The organism is Hominimerdicola alba 8, from assembly GCF_000178155.2.
Lineage (GTDB): Bacteria > Bacillota > Clostridia > Oscillospirales > Ruminococcaceae > Hominimerdicola > Hominimerdicola alba_C.
In genome coordinates this window covers 1-17,121 of the sequence record NZ_ADKM02000024.1, presented here as the reverse complement: position 1 = coordinate 17,121, position 17,121 = coordinate 1, and the positions used below count along the sequence as shown (strand labels likewise).

The following is a 17,121-nucleotide window of genomic DNA, read 5'->3' as shown; positions in this document are numbered from 1 at the left end:
GAGCCCGCCTGACATCAACTCAGACAGGCTCTTTGTGACACATAATCAATGAGATAAGTTATATCTCCGGATATTCAATATCGTTCTTATCAAGAATAGCCTTGAGCAGGTCGATATACACATACAGCCGCTGGATCTCGATCCAGTTGCCGTGACACAAGCGGTCGGCTTACTCAAGTTCGTGGCGGGTAAGCTCATAATCTTCCCATTTCAGGTACTTATGATCCTTGCTGAAAGCACAGTAATCATTCATCACGGTTCAGCTCCTTCCGGAAGCCCATGACGTTTTCTCATGGATATTTCACCATCGATCATTACCGGATATGCGGTATTGATTATCCTGTCGATTATCGCATCGGATATCGGACTGTCGTTTTCAGGATCGGGATTTATGCGTTCGTACCAGCCCTCGGCATGGTACTGTGTGCAAAAGATCATCGACTTTTCGATCCTCGCTTCAATGATCTCCAGAAGATTGTATGCATCATTCGGAGTCAGCTTGCGGATAAGCCATTCGTCGAGAATAAGCAGATCTACCTTTTTGTATGCTTTGATGACTTTAGCAAATTCTCCGTTTGTTCTTGCAATGGAGAGTTCGTCAAGCAGTTCAGGCAGTCTTATGTAGCGCACCGATTTAAACTTGCGGCAGGCGGCATTTTCGAGAGCGCAGGCGACGTAAGTTTTTCCATTGCCCGATGCACCCATAAGGATAATATGCCTGCCCTCGTCAACATAATTACAGGTCGCAAAGCGCAGCATTTTGCCTTTGTCAAGATGCCGGTCTTCGATGTATTCAATGCCTTCGATGGTTGCGTTAGCATCGGAGAAATGAGCGTTCCTGATGTATCTTACGAGCTTGTTGTTCTGCCTGCGGTTCCATTCGGCATCAACAAGCAAAGATAGTCTATCCTCGAAACCAAGCTGTTTGTAGCTGTCGGCATCTTCAAGCTGACGTTCAAGCTCGGCAGCCATTGAATTCATCTTCATAGCTCTCAAACGCTCAATGGTGTTGTTGATCATTTGCTGCCACCTACCTTTCTCCAGTAGGCGGCACCGCGGGTAATGCCATATTTGTTGCTGTCATCAGTCTTTTCCGTGGGCTTGTCAGGCTCTTTGCTATTCTTCAACAGCGTTGTTATTGTGCGTATTGAAGGTGATGACGAGAACGCAAGCATACGCTCACAAGCGGCTTCAAGTTTCTTCTTGCCGTAACGTTTGCCGAGTTTCGTGAGGCTGACACAGGCCTTGTACCCCTGTTCGGGAACGCTGCCAGCGGTCAGGAAATACTTGACTACTTCCTCAGTCGATTTGCCAACAGATGTTGCCCACTCTTTGAACTCATCGGCATTGTAGTTCAAATACTCACGGTGATTTGAAGGCATATGTTCAGGTTTCACAACAGGCTGAACGCTGTATTTTTCAAAGCGCTTGTGCGAAGTCATGCGGCTGCCTTTGAAGTACACCTCGACCAGATCTTTGGTCAGCCTGATCTGCACCTGCTCTCCGATAAGGTCAAAAGGAACGGAATACTTGTTGAGTCCGTCGCTGATGAGATAATCATTCCCGACTGTCTGCTGTTTCCACACAGACGGCTCATAGGGGCGTTTTGGCAGCGGCAGCAAGAATTCCTTTTCCTCGGAAAGATAGGCATCTCTGCGACTGCCGGGGCGCTTCTGAAAGGGCTTTGTGTTGATGATCTCAAGGCGTTCTGCAACAGCATCTCTGACATCAGCAAAAGAGAAGAACTTGCGCTCACGCAAAGCGGCGGTTATCCATGTTGTGGAAAACCCGACCGAGCGTTCAACGAGCCCCTTGTCCTGGGGCTTACGGACACGGGCAGGAACAATAGCCGTACCGTAGTATTCCGCAAGCTCACGGTAGCTTTCGTTCAGCTGGGTCTCATAGCGAGTATTCGCAGTCACTCCGGTTTTGAGATTATCCGGAACAAGAACACGAGTCACACCGCCGAAGTATTCGTAAGCGTGAACATGGCACATGAGCCAGTTCTCCTGCTTCATGTCGGTGCAGGCTTCGACGTAGAGATAACTGCTGCAAGGAAGAGCCGCGACAAACAAATAATCTTTGTACTCTTCACCCGTGATCGGATCGTAATACGGAATAGTTCCACCCGCCCAATCCACCTGCATGGTGTCCCCGGGCTTGTGGGTTACGCGCATGGTCGCCTTTGTGACACGAGCCCAGCGACGGTATTTGTCACCGAACTGGGTGCTCATGTAGGGTGTTTAACCGTTTGCATAGGCACGCTCACAGTATTCATTCCAGAGTAGTGTGAGCGTCACACCTTTCTTGGACAGCTCACGGTGGATGTAGTCGTAATCTGGCTCTGCATAATGACTTCCGGCTGTTCTCCTTTCCGGATAAAACAGCTTTTCAAGTTCGGCATTAGTCACATCCTCATCGATAGGCCATTCCACTCCGTGCTTTGCAGCAAGTTCCAGAACATTCTTGACAGTATGATGAGAATGCCCCACACTTGCAGCGGTCTGTCTCAAGCTGTATCCCATACTGGTAAGCCTGAGTATTTCTTTGTAGTCCACCATATGATAGACCTCCTTGATATGTAGTCACGTCATTGATGTGCCATATCAAGTATATCATATTTTACCGGGCACTGCCCGTGGGCAGTCAACGGCGAAGTGTGGCAAAATATCCGTGCAGCTGTGGCAGTGTGGGCGGTATATACAACGGCATTTCATAGCTTTTCTGATGCGGTGCAGAACGTACCATGCAGTCTTGTAGGTCACTCCCAAAGACCTCATCAGCGTAACAGCAGAAACGCTGCATTTGTTGCTCATAACGAGGAATGCGGTGATTATCCACAGCCTCAGCGGAAGATGTGTTCTGTGCATAAAAGTTCCGTTTGTGGCGGATATATCTGCTTTACAGAACTTGCAGCGCAGCAGATGGCGTGACCTTATCCTGCGGTACTCAGAGCCACCGCAAAACGGTCAGGCAAAGCCCTTTTCAAAGCGGATATCAAGAAGAAAATCCTTGCAAAAGCTTTCATCTGCGAACTTTGAGTATATCCCATCAAGTGTGATCTCAGGTTTCGGAAATCTTTTTGACATAGCGACAGCTCCCTTCGGTTTCTGTCAATATTATACTATATTTTCTGAGTTTTGAGGTCTGTTTATTTGGACCGCATTGTAAATTATCTGTGGTGTGTTAAAGGGATAACCATGATTTACATAAAAAGAATTGGAGCATTTCATTATCGGATGGCTATCCGTTTTGCTTTTACAAGAACAATGTGTTGGACGGAAAAGTTAATTCTATCGGTGTATTATCACCCCGACAAAAAGATATATTAAAATCCTTTTGTAATTATATATAAGCAATGAATCCTTGGAAGAAATTGCCGAAAATATTGACGTTTACAACGCAAAGTGGTATAATATATATGCGTTGATATATAATTGTCAATGTTGAATTAAAAGGAGGCATAATTATGCAGAGAAAAAGAATTTTAGCAGCAGTAATGTCATTATGTATGGTCGCAGGTGCAGCAAGCTATGGTGCACCCGTCGTTTCGCAGACCATAACAGCACAGGCAGAGGCTGTAACCGAGGCAGAGTGTTATTCGTTCGATGAAGAAACAGGCGTGCTTACTATCAGGGGAGAAATCGACGCTGATGAAATAAAGGAATTGGGCTATAAGGATAATGTAAAATCAATCATAGCTGAAGACAGTGCTGTTTTTCCTGCAAATTGTCGTAATCTGTTTGAAAAATATTATAATTGTACTTCTATTGATCTTTCAGCTGCAGATACAAGCAATGTTACAAATATGGGCTTTATGTTCTGGCGGTGTGCCGCTCTGACCAAACTTGATCTAAGTAGCTTCAATACAAGCAATGTCACAAATATGAGCCATATGTTCTGGGAGTGTAGTGCTCTGACAGAAATTGATCTAAGCGGCTTTGATACAAGCAATGTCACAGATATGTGTGCAATGTTCAGCGATTGCAGGAAACTAACCACTCTTGATCTAAGCGGCTTTGATACAAGCAATGTCACAGATATGGGTGCAATGTTCGATCATTGCAAGAAACTAACCTCTCTTGATCTGAGCGGATTTGATACAAGTAATGTTACTAATATGCGTGGAATGTTTTCTGTCAGTGGTTTGACCTCACTTGATTTAAGTAGATTCGATACAAGTGGTGTTCTGCATATGGATCAGATGTTTGAATACTGTTATGATTTAGCTGAAATTGATATAAGCGGATTTGATACGAGCAATGTCACAGATATGTGTGCAATGTTCAGCGATTGCAGGAAACTAACCACTCTTGATCTAAGCGGCTTTGATACAAGCAAGGTTGAATATATGCAAGGTATGTTCAGCGGGTGTAAAAGTCTGACTTCACTCGATTTAAGCAGTTTTGATACAAGCAATGTCACAGAAATGGATTATATGTTCAAGAATTGTAGCGCTTTGACCTCACTTGATTTAAGCGAATTTAATACAGGCAAGATAAAATATATGGACGGTATATTCAGCGGTTGTAAAAGTCTGACTTCACTTGATTTAAGCGGATTTGATACAAGCAATGTTAAACAAATGAACTATATGTTCAAAGATTGTAACGCTCTGACCTCGCTTGATTTGAGCAGTTTTGACACCAGCAATGCCAGACTTGTAAACGATATGTTCGTTGGTTGTTACAGCCTGAAAGATTTTATTCTTGGCGAGAAATATAGTAATATAACAGAAAAAGCAAAGCTTCCCATAGGTAACGGTTGGGTAAATGCTAAGCGTCCTTCTGTCATTGTAAGCGGAAGCGGGAATTATGCTGTTATCGAAAACGACGGCCGAAACATCTACAAGCAGTATGAAGCGATTACATATCCGACAAACATAAAGGTCGCTTACAGTGAGAAATATCGTCAGGTAAGATTCACATGGGACAGGGTCGAAGGCGCTGACAGATACGGCATAGCTGTATACCTTGCAGGCAAGTGGAGAGTTCAGACGCAGAATATCACTGACACCACCTACACAACTCCTAAGAATCTCACCCCCGGCAAGACTTACAAAGTAGCTGTCGCAGCAAGAGTTAACGGCAAATGGGATACAGCAAATGCTATCAAAAATGCTGTAACTGTTACCATAAAGTGATCGGCATATCGATCTGATTTGATATGTAAATACTATTATAAGACATAAGACTTAACGCCCTTCGTAATACGAAATGTATCCCGTAGGGCGTTTCTTATCTTAACATTTCGGGCCTTCCAAAACTGACCAAAATATACATTAATACCATCCCCTCTTATGGATAATCAACGAGCGATTAATATAATATATGGTTATCCCCTTAATACACCACAAGTAAGATCACTGCACCAAAGCAGCCAAGAGCCTTAAATACGCATAATTTCCCAGCTTGCGGCGGTTGAATTTGTAGCAGTATTCGGCAGCATATAACGCTGTGTGGATCTTTTCGTTTCCGTGGTAAGTTCCCGCGATCATTGCTTTGAAGTTTGAAATGACCTTGTGCGTCCAGTTCAGCTGACCACTTTCGGGATCGTAAGTCTCAAAAACATGGAAGTATTTCTGTGCCAGCGGCTTCTTGTAACTTCGGGCGTTATCGCTCTCGATCTTCGAGCCAGCGCGGATATTATCCCTGGCAAATCTACCCACAGTTATGCCATTTAAATTCGGCACATCTCTCATTTTAACGTACTCGGGATTTCCTGCTGCGTTCTTCGATAAAGCTACTATCATCTTGACTTTTTCAGTACCTCTGCCGCGCTTTTTACCGTGAGTCGGAGCACCGAGATACGTGTCATCAAGTTCAACGATTCCGTCGAGCAAATAGCGTTCTTCACGGCATTTCATAGCTTTTCTGATGCGATGAAGGATGTACCAGGCTGTCTTGTAGGTCACCCCCAAAGACCTCATCAACGTAACAGCGGAAACGCTGCATTTGTTGCTCATAACGAGGAATGCGGTGATTATCCACAGCCTCAGCGAAATATGTGTTCTGTGCATAAAAGTTCCGTTTGTGGCGGATATATCTGCTTTACAGAACTTGATCCTATTTTCTGCGCACCATTCCCGGATCGTCAGACCGCTTGCCTGCTGCGCTTTGATCTGTGCAGACCATTCCTGAAGCTGCATTTCTTTTTTGATTGTTGTGATGGCTGTTGTTTTGTCCATACCTGTTACCTCCTTGTCTAATCGACTCCAATGAATTCCAGCGATCAATTTGGATTATTCAATTTACTTCATGGTGTTCCTTGGAGTTTATTATACTTCATTAGACTTTGGTGAGCTAGGTGCGGAGGGTTTGATGCTTACGAATGATATGTTCACGGAAAAGGGAAATGATGAATATGATGGCTGGCATGAGGTCGCTGGACAGGCGGATTTTGATAATTTCTAATAAGCCTCTTGACTTTTTTCTCTTTATGAAGTATAATAAAGGAAAAAATCCTAATGGGTGGTAATATGAGTAATTTTAGAGATGAAGATTATGCTTATATTCTTGGGGATTGTTTGCATGATATTTTTTATGTTGATTCATCTTACCGTGGAAAAATCGCTCAAATGAGGGTGCTTTCTGAAATAATAGTCAGGAAGCTAATCGATTTTAAGCCAGATGAGCAGTTGACAATCGGCGACAAGGAAGTATTAAAGAAAGTAAAAGCCCTTACTTACGGAGACCATTTTAAGAAATGTATTCTTGCTGTTAAGAATGATACAACTGATTATTATGCAGCGAATTCCTGTTCACATTCAAAGGTTCGCTCGCAAATAACACAAGATGATTATACCAAGATACATGATCATTTACTTGATCTTATTTCTTGCTTATTTATTCAGTTTTTCTCAAAACATTCTTTCGGTACAAACGATAAGATAGTTAGGTGCTTTTCCTTACTTCCTCCTATTATTCGATACAAGGTGTTGTGCTATTTGTACTCTGTTGACAATAATAACAAAACAGTGATTGATAAACTGGTTTTAGTTATTTTGAAAGAGTTCGGGACTGAAAAAGCAACTCAATGGGTTGAGGATAATAAATCTCACTTGATTACAATTCCAATGCTTTGTAGTGAAAATATGTATGAACACTCTATGAAAACGATATCAACAAAGCTGAAAGCGACGTATCAAACAATAGAGGAGGCAAAAGCGTTCTTCGATCATAATAAAAAACCATTTGTTGAGGACACCGATGAAGAAGTCCGAGAATTCGCCAAATTGATGGAATTTTTCTATACCGGAAGAAAGGTGGACACAGCAATAATTCCGTCAGAATATGTTGTAAGTTTTCATGACAAATAATACCTGCTATGTTTGTTAGGAGGAATGGTTAGTATGCCGTACAATGCTTTAGGAGATCTGTATAAGATTGAAGTTGTTAAGAGACTTCAGAAAATGGGCTGTAACATTAAAAGTGTTCATGTCTTGAATTTAATTTTAGAGAAAATGGGCATTCTTATTCATTCTGGAGATCATTGGCTTACTTCCAAAGAGGGTGTCAAGTACACCATATACAGAAGTCAAGTAGTCGATGTCGATGCATGGCATCCGTCAATTGTTGATGCTGTTTTTGAATATTTACAAAACAACGGAAAAGCCTGAAAAATGAGTCAATCCCAAATTCTGTGTAAACGCAAAATAATGCAATAGAAAAGTGTATGATGAGAACGATTGTGAAAGCAGTCGGTCTTATCTAAACGACAAATAAAAACCGACGCAATGATACAGATATTTCAAACCCAATGGTATTATTGACAGGTTCTGAATAAATTCTACAATTTGACCCTGCCGGGATATTGTTTCGGCAGGGTCATGGTTTTGTATACTTGAACTGTTTAACAGTTGAAATTATGTAGTATAATAAAGCTATGCACGGAGCTATTAAAATTGCGATATTATTGATGAAAAATCTTTAAATATATCGGCAAATGGAATATGACAGACAGCCATTATAATTGCAACGAAAAATGGTATAAGGCTTAATACAACTTTGTTTTGTTCAATTTTAGGTGCCAGTGTGATGATATTGACAATAAAAGAAATTAGCGTTAACAACAGAAGTAGTGCGGATATAAAAAGAAAGATAAAAAATAATATATTTGCTGTGGATGATGAGATAAAAGAAAGATTAGTTGTTTTATAAAGTTCAACAGTTAGGCATGGGTCATAACAAACGTGATCTAATTTATCGGGTATTGAAATAGTGAACTTAGTATTATTATCAATGTTGAAATAATAGTTGTTGTCTTTATCAACAGACATTTGATCATAGGTTTGTCCATCAAATGATATATATAACGGATCGACCATATTATACGTTTTTATTTTAATGCATTTATTTGCATTAGTAAAATCAAGACTAGCGGTTTGTATCATTTCCTGATTTAAAGGATTGATTATGTTGACCCACACTTCATCGTTTTGTTTAATAAGTATTTGCTGGCTTTGCTTTTCACTAACTTTTTTGCCAAAGAGTTCTTCCATCATATCATTTGAATAGTATATTTTATCGATATACTCGGTTTTAAGATTTGGGTTCTGTTCTAATGTTTCAAAAGAAGCGTTAAAATGACCATCATCAGAATAATTCGTCAAAGAAATATTGTTGAATAATCTTTCATTTGGGAAGAACAATGTACATAGCCCTGATAAAAAAAAGAATGCAAGGAACATAAAAAACATTGAAGCTGTAAATGAATACTGATTGCGTTTATACTTGAAGCCTTGATAATACAATGCTGTAAATGAAAAAAGCACCAATGTAGATAATACAAATATAATATGCTTAGAAAATCTAAAACTGTATATATGAAAGTTTTCTAAAATAAGAAAAACAAATAATATGATAGTCAACAAGGCGCATAATGCTGAAAACTTTGACGATGACTTCCAGAATCTGTTGGTGTAATTATGGATATTATCAAATCCGCTTCCGCTCTTGTATTCTATCTTATCGCCTAAGATTATAGATTTTCTACAGTTTTCAAAAGCATTAATATGGATCTGTTCCAAAGAGTCAAATCTTTGTTTAGAATCAACCAAAAGCTTATAGCAATTCTTAAATGCATTTTTTGAGATTAATTGCAGGTTTACAGTCTTGATTTTATTGATTGTATTTAGTTTTTTGCAGCCTTCAAATGCAGATTCAAAAATGTGTGTTATGTTTGAATCAGAAGAGATTTCTTTTAGATTTACACAATTGAAAAAACAGCGTGGAGTGATCTTATTAATATTTGCAGGAATATTAAACGATTGAAGAGAAATACAATTTTCAAAAGCACTTGATCCGATAAATTTAATATTAGATGGGGTTTTGAATTCTATCAAATGAAGGTTTTCGCAATCTTTAAACGCATTGGCTGTTATTCCGATAACTTTATAATCATTATTTCCTCCAGAAGGAGTTGCTGCGATAGTGGAAGGCTCACATACTGAGTCAGGAATTGTAATTTTTGCTTTGTTTGAAAGGCATTTTATTATATTTGCAGTTTTAACTGACCCATTGCGTTTTAACTCATATATAATGTTTTCGTGTTCAATAGTCATTTATTTTACCCCTTCTTTTGTTATAATTCATTAATTATATTATAACATGTTATTATAATTAAATCAAGTCTTTATTAGAGAGGGGGCGTGATTATAGTCAGGTACTGAACATTTGCGGAAGAATGCTACCAACCTTGTTGAGTACCCACCCTAAAAGCCCCCACCCTACCAAATCAACTCCAAATAGACTAAACTAGAAATAACTAATAAAGTCTAACCGGAGTTGATTAGAATGAATAAGATAACGAAGATCAAAAACGAAGTTAAGCTGAAACAATGGGTTGAAATGATACAGCAGCGGAACGAAAGTGGTCTTACTGTAACCGACTGGTGCAAGCAGAACAGGATCAATCTCAAAACATATTACTACCGTCTGAAACGAGTGCGTCAGGCGGTATGTAATAAGATCGAACAGCATGATATCGTGTCTGTTGAGCCGACCGCAGATATAGAAATTACAGCAGAGAAAATAGAAATATCCGTAGGTGATGTAAAAATATTTCTGCCTGATGATTTTAACGAAACTACGTTGAAACGTCTGCTGGGAGTGCTGAGATGATCGGAGATGTAAGCCGCACTGAGAATATCTACATCGTGTGCGGATATACAGATATGCGTAAAGCAATAGATGGACTTGCAGCAATTGTTCAGCAGAACTTCAAGCTTGATGTATTTTCAGAAAGTCTGTTCCTTTTCTGCAGAAAACGCTGTGATCGCATCAAGGCTCTGCTTTGGGAAGAAGATGGATTTGTTCTGCTATACAAAAGGCTCGAAAACGGGAAGTATAAATGGCCTCGTGATCGTGTCGAAGCAAAACAGATAACCAAGCAGGAATTCCGCTGGCTGCTTGAGGGGCTGTCGATCGAGCAGAAGACAGCAATAAAACCAGCAAAAACAGGCACGATATGCTGAAAATCCAACATAAAAAAAGCACATCATTGTTGACAATATTTCTATGCCCGAAAGGTACGGTTTTGCTGGACTTTTCGGGCTTTTTGTGGTAAAATGTATGCAATGATGATTTTGACTGTCCCCGCCCAATAACCCACCAAAACACAGATCCCCGGGCTACGGCTCGGGGATCTGTGTTTTGGTGGGAGGTTGTTGGGCGGGACCGACGATTTTATTATATCCTACAAGTTATGTAGGATATAACTCATTATTCTTTGTTAACATATCATATTGACTTGATAGGAATAATATGATATAATCCATATATGCCTATGAAAATTATGGTAAATTATGTTGAGGAGTCGAACGACCATGAAAAGAAAAAACTCATTAATGTATCTTAATACTGTCATCTCAGCGGCAGGACTTATCGGTATCAACACATTTCTTCACCCTTGCCGGAGCGAAATGGCGATGAAATGCGTGAGAACGACATATATAGCAAGTGCTGTGCTGGCTGTGATAATAGCTGTTGATATCATCGGCGCTGTAATAAAGCAGAACACTGTACGCAAGACTGTACCGTTCATATCAGCAATGTTAAGCGTCGCACTGTTTTTTGTACCGCTTTTGGGGCACTGCGGCGGTGCGATGATGCACTGCAACACCCATACTATGCCCGCTATAAGGATAACTGCATTGCTGCTCCTTGTCATATCACTGATATCAGTGATTGCTGAGAACTTATCCGTCGGAAGGAAAAACGCATATGGGAACGATTAAGTATGCGCTGAATGTTATCTCATACAGCAGGTTCAGGAGCGCGATAGTATTCGTTCTTGTATTTGTGACGACCGTGTGCATATTCGGTACGGGACTGTTTACCGACAATATCAGAAGCGGCGCTGACAAACTGAACGGTACGACAAACACAGACCTTTATATCGTCCCGCAGGAGTATCTTGACAGCACCAAAGATATGCTTTTCAAAGGCAAAGCCTGCACGATACTGTTCCACGAAGATGAACTGGACGGGATAAAGGATATTCAGGGCATAGATGTCAGCCGACAGCTATATCTTGAAACGCTTGAGATGAGCTGCTGTTCCTCAGGCGGACTTCAGATAGTCGCATATGACCCAAAGACTGATTTTTCGGTAAAACAGTGGAGCACCAAAGCACCCGAACTTAAAGCTGATGAGATACTGGCAGGTTCTTCATCAAATTTCACTGTAGGCGAATCGGTGAATGTTTTCGGACGCAGTTTCAGAGTTGCAGATATACTTGAAGAAACAGGCATGGGCTATGACAGCAGCCTTTTTCTCACCTGCGAAGCCGCCGACAGCATAACTTCATCAGCTGAGTACAAATACATGTTTGGTCAGCGGGACGGACTGCTATCAATGATGCTGATAAGACAGAACACAGGCAGTGACATAACATCGCTTATTGAACAGATAAATGCGGCACTCAGCGGCTCGGAACTGAAAGTTTATGCTGTTGATGAACTCACTTCGGGACTGCGCGGCAATATACGCATGCTTACAGGCATGGTCGGCGTTATGGACGTGTTTGCACTTATAATAGCATCGGTATCGCTTTTTGCTATGGTGACTGTGACCGCACAGCAGCGCAGAAAAGTCGCGGGCAGCCTGCTTTCGGTGGGCGCATGCAAGGGCAGGATACTTATGATGTTTTTGACAGAGTATCTTCTGCTGTTCGCGGCAGGGACGGTACTGGGTATCGCAGCATCGCTCATATTCCTGCTGCCGCTGCATGATGTCCTGAAAACAGCACTGGATATGCCCTACAAGCTGATATCGGCGGGACAGGCTTTCGGTATCGCCGCAAAAACTCTGGCGATAAATGCAGGTATGCTGGCGGCTGCGCTGTCCTTTACATTTATAACTATAATGAAGCAGGAGCCTGCTATGCTGACAGGAGAAAACGTATGATAAAAGCCGTAAATATTTCAAGAAACTTCGGCGGCAACGGGTTGAGAAGCACTGATATCTCCCTTGAAAAAGGCGGTTTCATCGGTGTTTCGGGAGCATCGGGCTGCGGAAAATCCACACTGCTGAATATAATAACCGGCATGCTTCGCCCCGACAGCGGCACTGTAATTATAGACGGTGAGGATATATTCAAACTTTCGTCTGCCGCACGCACAGCGCTCAGGGCGGGAAAGATAGGATATATAATGCAGGGCAGTGTACTGCTGGGCGAACTCACTGTGCTTGAAAATATCATTCTGCCTGCCCGTATCGCAGGAAGATCACCCGACAGAGCAAAAGCCGAAATGCTGTGCCGAAAGCTGGGAATAGATAATGTAATTAACTCTTATCCTTCCGATATTTCGGGAGGGGAGTACCGCCGCACCATGCTGGCTAGGATATTATTCGCTGATACCCCCATACTGATAGCCGATGAACCCACTTCTAACCTTGATGAAGAGAGCGCATCTATAGTACGCAGTATGATAAAAGAAGTACACGATAAGGGTGTCAGCATCATCGCCGCAACACATGACAGCGAACTGCTTTCATTGGCTGACAGAGTGATACAGCTTCAGCCGTTACGTTGATAGTAAATTATCGTTATCAGGGAGGTCGCTTTGCATAAAATTGACCTCTCTGAACTTTTTTGCCGAAAAAAAGTATAAAAAATGGGCTGATTTTTACAAATATTTGTAAGAAAAATAAAAATCTAGTAAGCCTAGAGAAAAAGTATGAAAAACCTCTTGACATTCATTGAGAATGGTGTTATAATCATATCATTCCGATAGGAAAAATCAAATTTATGAAGATAACTAAGGAGCGATAACTATGGCAAACGAAAACATTTGCAGAAGCTGCGCAGACTGCGGCGTAATGAATTGTCTGAACAGAAAGGGTAAATACCCTGAGTTTTGTCCCACAGCAGAACTCACCGAAGAGGAGATAGACGAGGTAGTTGCACTGTATACCAACAGCCGCATCAATAAGAAAGTTTCGATAGCTTCCGCTGAGATAGAGGGAGAGTTCTACGGCAAGTATACAAGAGTAGAAGAAATAATCGAGTTTGCAAGACGAATAGGTGCCAAGAAGATAGGCATCGCTACCTGTGTTGGTCTTATTGAAGAGAGCAGGATATTCGCAAAGATATTAAGGCTCAACGGTTTTGAGGTCTACGGCATAAGCTGTAAGGTAGGCTCTGTAAACAAGACGACTATAGGCGTTGACGAGAAGTATACATGTGTGACGGGTCCCGTTATGTGTAACCCCATAATGCAGGCTAAACTTCTCGCAAAAGCAAAGGTTGACCTTAACGTTGTGGTCGGTCTTTGTGTAGGACATGACAGCCTGTTCTATAAATACGCAAAGGGTCTTACAACAACACTTATCACCAAAGACAGAATGCTTGCACACAATCCCGCAGGCGCTCTTTATCAGGCAAGGGCTTATTACAAAAAACTGCTCCATGCACCTGTCGGTGAAGAACTTGACAGATCAAAACTCTCACCCGGAGCAGATATATAGCGATCTGCCTGAAAATTCAGACAAGATGCGGTCACAAGACCCTTATATCCACTCCCAATTTTGATGTGTATTGCTGATGATACAAAATGGCTGTTCTTTCGTATTGTTTCCCCGCCTTCGGCGGGGGAACAATACACAGCCAAATTGGGATTATATCCAAGCTCTTGCGAACGTGTCCTGTGAATTTAAACAGTTGGATCGCTGTACGAAAGGAAGTAATTTACGATGAAGATACTCAGACCACTGCTGCCGCTCTTATCACTGGCAGCTGCGGAGATAGTGGCATTCGCCGTTCCGGATTCTCCGCTGCATCAGCCCGCGAAACACCCGTATTTCGCTGTGCTTCTGATAATAGCTGTGGCTGTATATTTCATAGCTGCGACAGCAATTTATTTTAAGAACAGGAATAACAGTGCCGCTGAAAAGCCCGTGTTTTATCGCGGCCCTTTTCTGGCAGGTGTGATACTGTTTCTGAACCTGTTAAATATATTCACAGTCAAGACAGCGCTGTTTCCCGTACTGTATTTTCCTGCTCTTGACAGGGTGTTCGGTACACTGTTTGAGGACAGGTCACTGATATTAAAGTGCATCGGCTTCTCTATGGGAATACTTCTCAAAGGCGTTGCGGGCGGATTGATAATAGGCTTCTTTATGGGCATAGCTATCGGTTTCAGCAAAGCTGCCGAATACTGGATAAATCCGCTGATACGCATACTCGGACCTATCCCTTCAACTGCATGGATACCGATACTTCTGGTGGTATTCTCGGAAGCAAGATCGGCAAGTTCATTTATAATAGGCATATCAGTATGGTTCCCGACAGTAGTGCTTACCTCCAGCGGCATAGCCAACGTCAAAAACTCCTACTTCGAGGTATCCTCCACACTGGGCGCGGGTCAGCTGCAAAAGATATTCCGCATCGGCGTGCCCGCTGCGATGCCCAGCATCTTTCTCGGTCTGTTCAACGGTATCTGCGGCTCGTTTGTGGCGCTGATGACAGCCGAAATGATCGGTGCCAAGTACGGCATCGGCTGGTATGTCAACTGGCAGAAGGAAATGATGGCTTATTCAAATGTATATGCGGGACTGATCGTCATCGCGGTAATGTTCTATCTGGTGATAACAGTGCTTTTCAAAATACGTGACCGTGTACTCGGCTGGCAGAAAGGTGTGATAAAATGGTAGGCAGCATCAGATTTGAGGGCGTAAAAAAGACTTTCCACACCGTTACGGGCGAAACTGTAAATGCTCTCAGCGGAGTTGATCTTGAAATAGAAAAGGGCAAATTCGTTTGCCTTATAGGACCTTCGGGCTGCGGCAAATCGACCATGCTGCGTATCCTCGCGGGACTCGATAAACCGACCGAAGGCAGTGTTTACATAGATGATGAGAAGGTAAAGAAGCCTGACTGCGACAGAGGGCTTGTATTCCAGGACCCGAACTTGTTCCCCTGGCTGAATATATACGACAATGTCGCTTTCGGTCTGAAAGTCAGAAAGCTATATAAAGAGCGCAGTGCCGACATTTCCGAGTATATGGAACTTGTCGGGCTGAAAGGCTTCGAGAAGTCCTATCCCCATCAGCTTTCGGGCGGCATGTGTCAGCGTGCTTCACTGGCAAGGGCACTTATCGGACACCCCAAAGCGCTCCTGCTGGACGAACCTCTCGGTGCGCTGGACGCATTCACCAGAATGAACATGCAGGACGAACTTCTGCGCATCAAAGCCGAAAAAGATATGACAATGATAATGGTAACGCATGATGTTGATGAAGCTGTTTATCTTGCAGACAAGATAGTTGTTATGACACCTCGTCCCGCAAAGATAGAAAAAGTCATAGATGTTGATCTTCATCAGCCGCGTGACAGAAATAATCCCGAATTTATCAGGCTCAGAAGCGAGATATTGAAGATACTCGACTTTGCGGGAAAAGAGCCTGAGGTAGAATATAACATTTAACAGGAGGATATTTATGTATTTAAGAAAAACAGCCGCGCTTCTCACATCTGTACTTATGCTGACAGCATTGACAGCCTGCGGCAGCAGCGGTGACAAGAACGGCGGCAAAGACGGCGAATATGTCCTTAAAATAGGCGAAGCACAGGGCGCTCTGTGCCATGCACCTTTGCAGGTCGCTATGGAGAACGGCTATCTCGATGAAGCAGGCATAAAGTGGGAGAGAGTGGATTTCGGCAAGGGCGATATTCAGGCTGCGCTGGGCGCAGGTACTATCGACTGCGGATTTGGTCTGGTAGGCAAGTTCGTTCAGCCGATAGACAACGGACTTAACATGGTAGTTACCGCAGGCATGCACACAGGCTGCACAAAGCTGCTGGTAAAGAGCGATTCGGGCATAAAGACTCTTGATGACCTCAAAGGCAAAAAGATAGGTGTGTCTTCTCTTGCAGGCTCTGAGTGTGTTACTGCCAAGAGAGCACTGCATGAAGCAGGCTTTGATATATCTGCCGAGAGCAAAGATGTGGAGTTTCTGGTATTCGGTGTCACAGACCAGCCGCAGGCTTTGCAGAACGGTGCAGTCGATGCGATATGCACCCCCGACCCCGTAGCTACTCAGGCTGAAAAGGAGTTCGGACTTGATGTACTTCTCGATACCGCAGTGACCGAGCCTTATGCTTCCGAATACTGCTGTGTTACTTTCGTTTCAAAGGAACTCGCTGAACAGCACCCCGATGTTGCCGCAAAGTTCACCGATGCTTGCCTTAAAGCCTCCGCATGGGTAGCAGAACACCCCGATGAAACAGCAAAACTTCAGGTGGAAAAGGAGTATGTCAGCGGTGACCCTGCCGCAAATGCAGAGATACTCAAATCATATCAGTTCATACCCAGTGTAAAGGGCGGTCAGGAAGCACTGACAAACGTATCCCGTGACCTTAAGACCATCGGTATGCTTCAGGACAGCACCGACCCCGATGAACTGGCAACACGTTCATTCAAGAAATTTGAGGGTGTGCCCGACAGTTACAAGACGGAAGACGGCAAACTCGTTGCAGTAGAGTGATATTATAATATGACCATCCCTTTAGCACACCGGCTGAAAATGCGGTAAACAAAAGGATAATTGTTCGCTGTTTTTGGTGGTGTGTCAGCGGGATAACCATATATTATAATGTAAAAGCGATCAGCCGACAAAT

Annotated in this window: 17 protein-coding genes and 2 pseudogenes; 12 read left to right on the top strand and 7 right to left on the bottom strand. The window is 42.7% G+C overall.

The annotated features are described in order from the left end of the window. Window positions 1-58: 58 nt before the first annotated feature. From CUS_RS02195 to CUS_RS20760, 5 genes and pseudogenes are all read right to left on the bottom strand, one after another. Window positions 59-253: pseudogene (locus CUS_RS02195) on the bottom strand (mobility-associated LCxxNW protein). Next, window positions 253-1,020, bottom strand: coding sequence for an ATP-binding protein (locus tag CUS_RS02190; protein WP_002847277.1), 768 nt, complete (start codon window positions 1,018-1,020; stop codon window positions 253-255). Before CUS_RS02190 ends, CUS_RS02195 begins: the two are co-directional and overlap by 1 nt. Next, window positions 1,017-2,234 carry an IS21 family transposase gene (gene istA, locus CUS_RS02185; RefSeq protein WP_002847300.1) on the bottom strand — a complete coding sequence of 406 codons (1,218 nt, stop codon included), beginning with the start codon at window positions 2,232-2,234 and terminating at the stop codon, window positions 1,017-1,019. Before istA ends, CUS_RS02190 begins: the two co-directional genes overlap by 4 nt. A gap of 9 nt (window positions 2,235-2,243) precedes the next feature. After that, the gene (locus tag CUS_RS20300) at window positions 2,244-2,561 is read right to left on the bottom strand and encodes a hypothetical protein (RefSeq protein WP_002847270.1); all 318 of its coding nucleotides are present in this window, start codon (window positions 2,559-2,561) and stop codon (window positions 2,244-2,246) included. 144 nt (window positions 2,562-2,705) lie between these two features. Further along, a pseudogene (locus tag CUS_RS20760) lies at window positions 2,706-3,089 on the bottom strand (transposase); the annotation flags it as partial. A 380-nt stretch (window positions 3,090-3,469) separates the two neighbouring features. Here CUS_RS20760 and CUS_RS18425 point away from each other — a divergent pair. Further along, the gene (locus CUS_RS18425; protein WP_002847306.1) at window positions 3,470-5,143 is read left to right on the top strand and encodes a BspA family leucine-rich repeat surface protein; all 1,674 of its coding nucleotides are present in this window, start codon (window positions 3,470-3,472) and stop codon (window positions 5,141-5,143) included. 219 nt (window positions 5,144-5,362) lie between these two features. Here the strand turns inward: CUS_RS18425 and CUS_RS02175 are convergent, their stop codons facing one another. Further along, window positions 5,363-6,187, bottom strand: coding sequence for an IS1595 family transposase (locus tag CUS_RS02175; RefSeq protein WP_002847298.1), 825 nt, complete (start codon window positions 6,185-6,187; stop codon window positions 5,363-5,365). Window positions 6,188-6,466: 279 nt separating this feature from the next. Here CUS_RS02175 and CUS_RS02170 point away from each other — a divergent pair, with 279 nt between their 5' ends. Next, window positions 6,467-7,318, top strand: a complete 852-nt coding sequence (locus CUS_RS02170; RefSeq protein ID WP_002847296.1) for a hypothetical protein — start codon at window positions 6,467-6,469, stop codon at window positions 7,316-7,318. Between the two features lie 33 nt (window positions 7,319-7,351). Then, window positions 7,352-7,618 (top strand): hypothetical protein, encoded by a 267-nt coding sequence (locus tag CUS_RS02165; protein ID WP_037276157.1) that lies wholly within the window; start codon window positions 7,352-7,354, stop codon window positions 7,616-7,618. Between the two features lie 279 nt (window positions 7,619-7,897). Here the strand turns inward: CUS_RS02165 and CUS_RS02160 are convergent, their stop codons facing one another. After that, the gene (locus CUS_RS02160) at window positions 7,898-9,562 is read right to left on the bottom strand and encodes a leucine-rich repeat domain-containing protein (RefSeq protein WP_002847299.1); all 1,665 of its coding nucleotides are present in this window, start codon (window positions 9,560-9,562) and stop codon (window positions 7,898-7,900) included. Between the two features lie 232 nt (window positions 9,563-9,794). Between CUS_RS02160 and tnpA the strand changes: the two genes are divergently transcribed. From tnpA to CUS_RS02115, 9 genes are all read left to right on the top strand, one after another. Then, the gene (gene tnpA / locus CUS_RS02155; RefSeq protein WP_002847309.1) at window positions 9,795-10,121 is read left to right on the top strand and encodes an IS66 family insertion sequence element accessory protein TnpA; all 327 of its coding nucleotides are present in this window, start codon (window positions 9,795-9,797) and stop codon (window positions 10,119-10,121) included. Continuing rightward, window positions 10,118-10,474, top strand: a complete 357-nt coding sequence (tnpB, locus tag CUS_RS02150; RefSeq protein ID WP_002847282.1) for an IS66 family insertion sequence element accessory protein TnpB — start codon at window positions 10,118-10,120, stop codon at window positions 10,472-10,474. The genes tnpA and tnpB overlap by 4 nt, the downstream gene beginning before the upstream one ends. 351 nt (window positions 10,475-10,825) lie before the next feature. Next, a complete protein-coding gene (locus CUS_RS02145) occupies window positions 10,826-11,236 on the top strand; it encodes a DUF4418 family protein (RefSeq protein WP_002847279.1) in 411 nt (136 codons plus the stop codon). Next, entirely contained in the window at window positions 11,223-12,407 is a 1,185-nt protein-coding gene (locus CUS_RS02140) for an ABC transporter permease (RefSeq protein ID WP_002847302.1), read from the top strand. The genes CUS_RS02145 and CUS_RS02140 overlap by 14 nt, the downstream gene beginning before the upstream one ends. Then, entirely contained in the window at window positions 12,404-13,036 is a 633-nt protein-coding gene (locus tag CUS_RS02135) for an ABC transporter ATP-binding protein (protein WP_002847291.1), read from the top strand. The genes CUS_RS02140 and CUS_RS02135 overlap by 4 nt, the downstream gene beginning before the upstream one ends. 241 nt (window positions 13,037-13,277) lie before the next feature. Continuing rightward, a complete protein-coding gene (locus tag CUS_RS02130; RefSeq protein WP_002847317.1) occupies window positions 13,278-13,970 on the top strand; it encodes a DUF1847 domain-containing protein in 693 nt (230 codons plus the stop codon). A 225-nt stretch (window positions 13,971-14,195) separates the two neighbouring features. Continuing rightward, on the top strand, window positions 14,196-15,155 hold the full coding sequence (locus tag CUS_RS02125; protein WP_002847295.1) for an ABC transporter permease: 960 nt from the start codon (window positions 14,196-14,198) through the stop codon (window positions 15,153-15,155). After that, window positions 15,149-15,928: an ABC transporter ATP-binding protein gene (locus tag CUS_RS02120; RefSeq protein WP_002847311.1), complete on the top strand. Its 780-nt coding sequence runs from the start codon at window positions 15,149-15,151 to the stop codon at window positions 15,926-15,928. Before CUS_RS02125 ends, CUS_RS02120 begins: the two co-directional genes overlap by 7 nt. A 13-nt stretch (window positions 15,929-15,941) precedes the next feature. Beyond that, window positions 15,942-16,988 carry an ABC transporter substrate-binding protein gene (locus CUS_RS02115; protein ID WP_002847275.1) on the top strand — a complete coding sequence of 349 codons (1,047 nt, stop codon included), beginning with the start codon at window positions 15,942-15,944 and terminating at the stop codon, window positions 16,986-16,988. Window positions 16,989-17,121: the final 133 nt, after the last annotated feature.

Bases quoted from the DNA above. Each gene is read 5' to 3' on its own strand.
- CUS_RS02190 (WP_002847277.1), bottom strand. From the start codon at position 1,020: ATGATCAACAACACCATTGAGCGTTTGAGAGCTATGAAGATGAATTCA.
- istA (WP_002847300.1), bottom strand. From the start codon at position 2,234: ATGAGCACCCAGTTCGGTGACAAATACCGTCGCTGGGCTCGTGTCACA.
- CUS_RS20300 (WP_002847270.1), bottom strand. From the start codon at position 2,561: ATGGTGGACTACAAAGAAATACTCAGGCTTACCAGTATGGGATACAGC.
- CUS_RS18425 (WP_002847306.1), top strand. From the start codon at position 3,470: ATGCAGAGAAAAAGAATTTTAGCAGCAGTAATGTCATTATGTATGGTC.
- CUS_RS02175 (WP_002847298.1), bottom strand. From the start codon at position 6,187: ATGGACAAAACAACAGCCATCACAACAATCAAAAAAGAAATGCAGCTT.
- CUS_RS02170 (WP_002847296.1), top strand. From the start codon at position 6,467: ATGGGTGGTAATATGAGTAATTTTAGAGATGAAGATTATGCTTATATT.
- CUS_RS02165 (WP_037276157.1), top strand. From the start codon at position 7,352: ATGCCGTACAATGCTTTAGGAGATCTGTATAAGATTGAAGTTGTTAAG.
- CUS_RS02160 (WP_002847299.1), bottom strand. From the start codon at position 9,562: ATGACTATTGAACACGAAAACATTATATATGAGTTAAAACGCAATGGG.
- tnpA (WP_002847309.1), top strand. From the start codon at position 9,795: ATGAATAAGATAACGAAGATCAAAAACGAAGTTAAGCTGAAACAATGG.
- tnpB (WP_002847282.1), top strand. From the start codon at position 10,118: ATGATCGGAGATGTAAGCCGCACTGAGAATATCTACATCGTGTGCGGA.
- CUS_RS02145 (WP_002847279.1), top strand. From the start codon at position 10,826: ATGAAAAGAAAAAACTCATTAATGTATCTTAATACTGTCATCTCAGCG.
- CUS_RS02140 (WP_002847302.1), top strand. From the start codon at position 11,223: ATGGGAACGATTAAGTATGCGCTGAATGTTATCTCATACAGCAGGTTC.
- CUS_RS02135 (WP_002847291.1), top strand. From the start codon at position 12,404: ATGATAAAAGCCGTAAATATTTCAAGAAACTTCGGCGGCAACGGGTTG.
- CUS_RS02130 (WP_002847317.1), top strand. From the start codon at position 13,278: ATGGCAAACGAAAACATTTGCAGAAGCTGCGCAGACTGCGGCGTAATG.
- CUS_RS02125 (WP_002847295.1), top strand. From the start codon at position 14,196: ATGAAGATACTCAGACCACTGCTGCCGCTCTTATCACTGGCAGCTGCG.
- CUS_RS02120 (WP_002847311.1), top strand. From the start codon at position 15,149: ATGGTAGGCAGCATCAGATTTGAGGGCGTAAAAAAGACTTTCCACACC.
- CUS_RS02115 (WP_002847275.1), top strand. From the start codon at position 15,942: ATGTATTTAAGAAAAACAGCCGCGCTTCTCACATCTGTACTTATGCTG.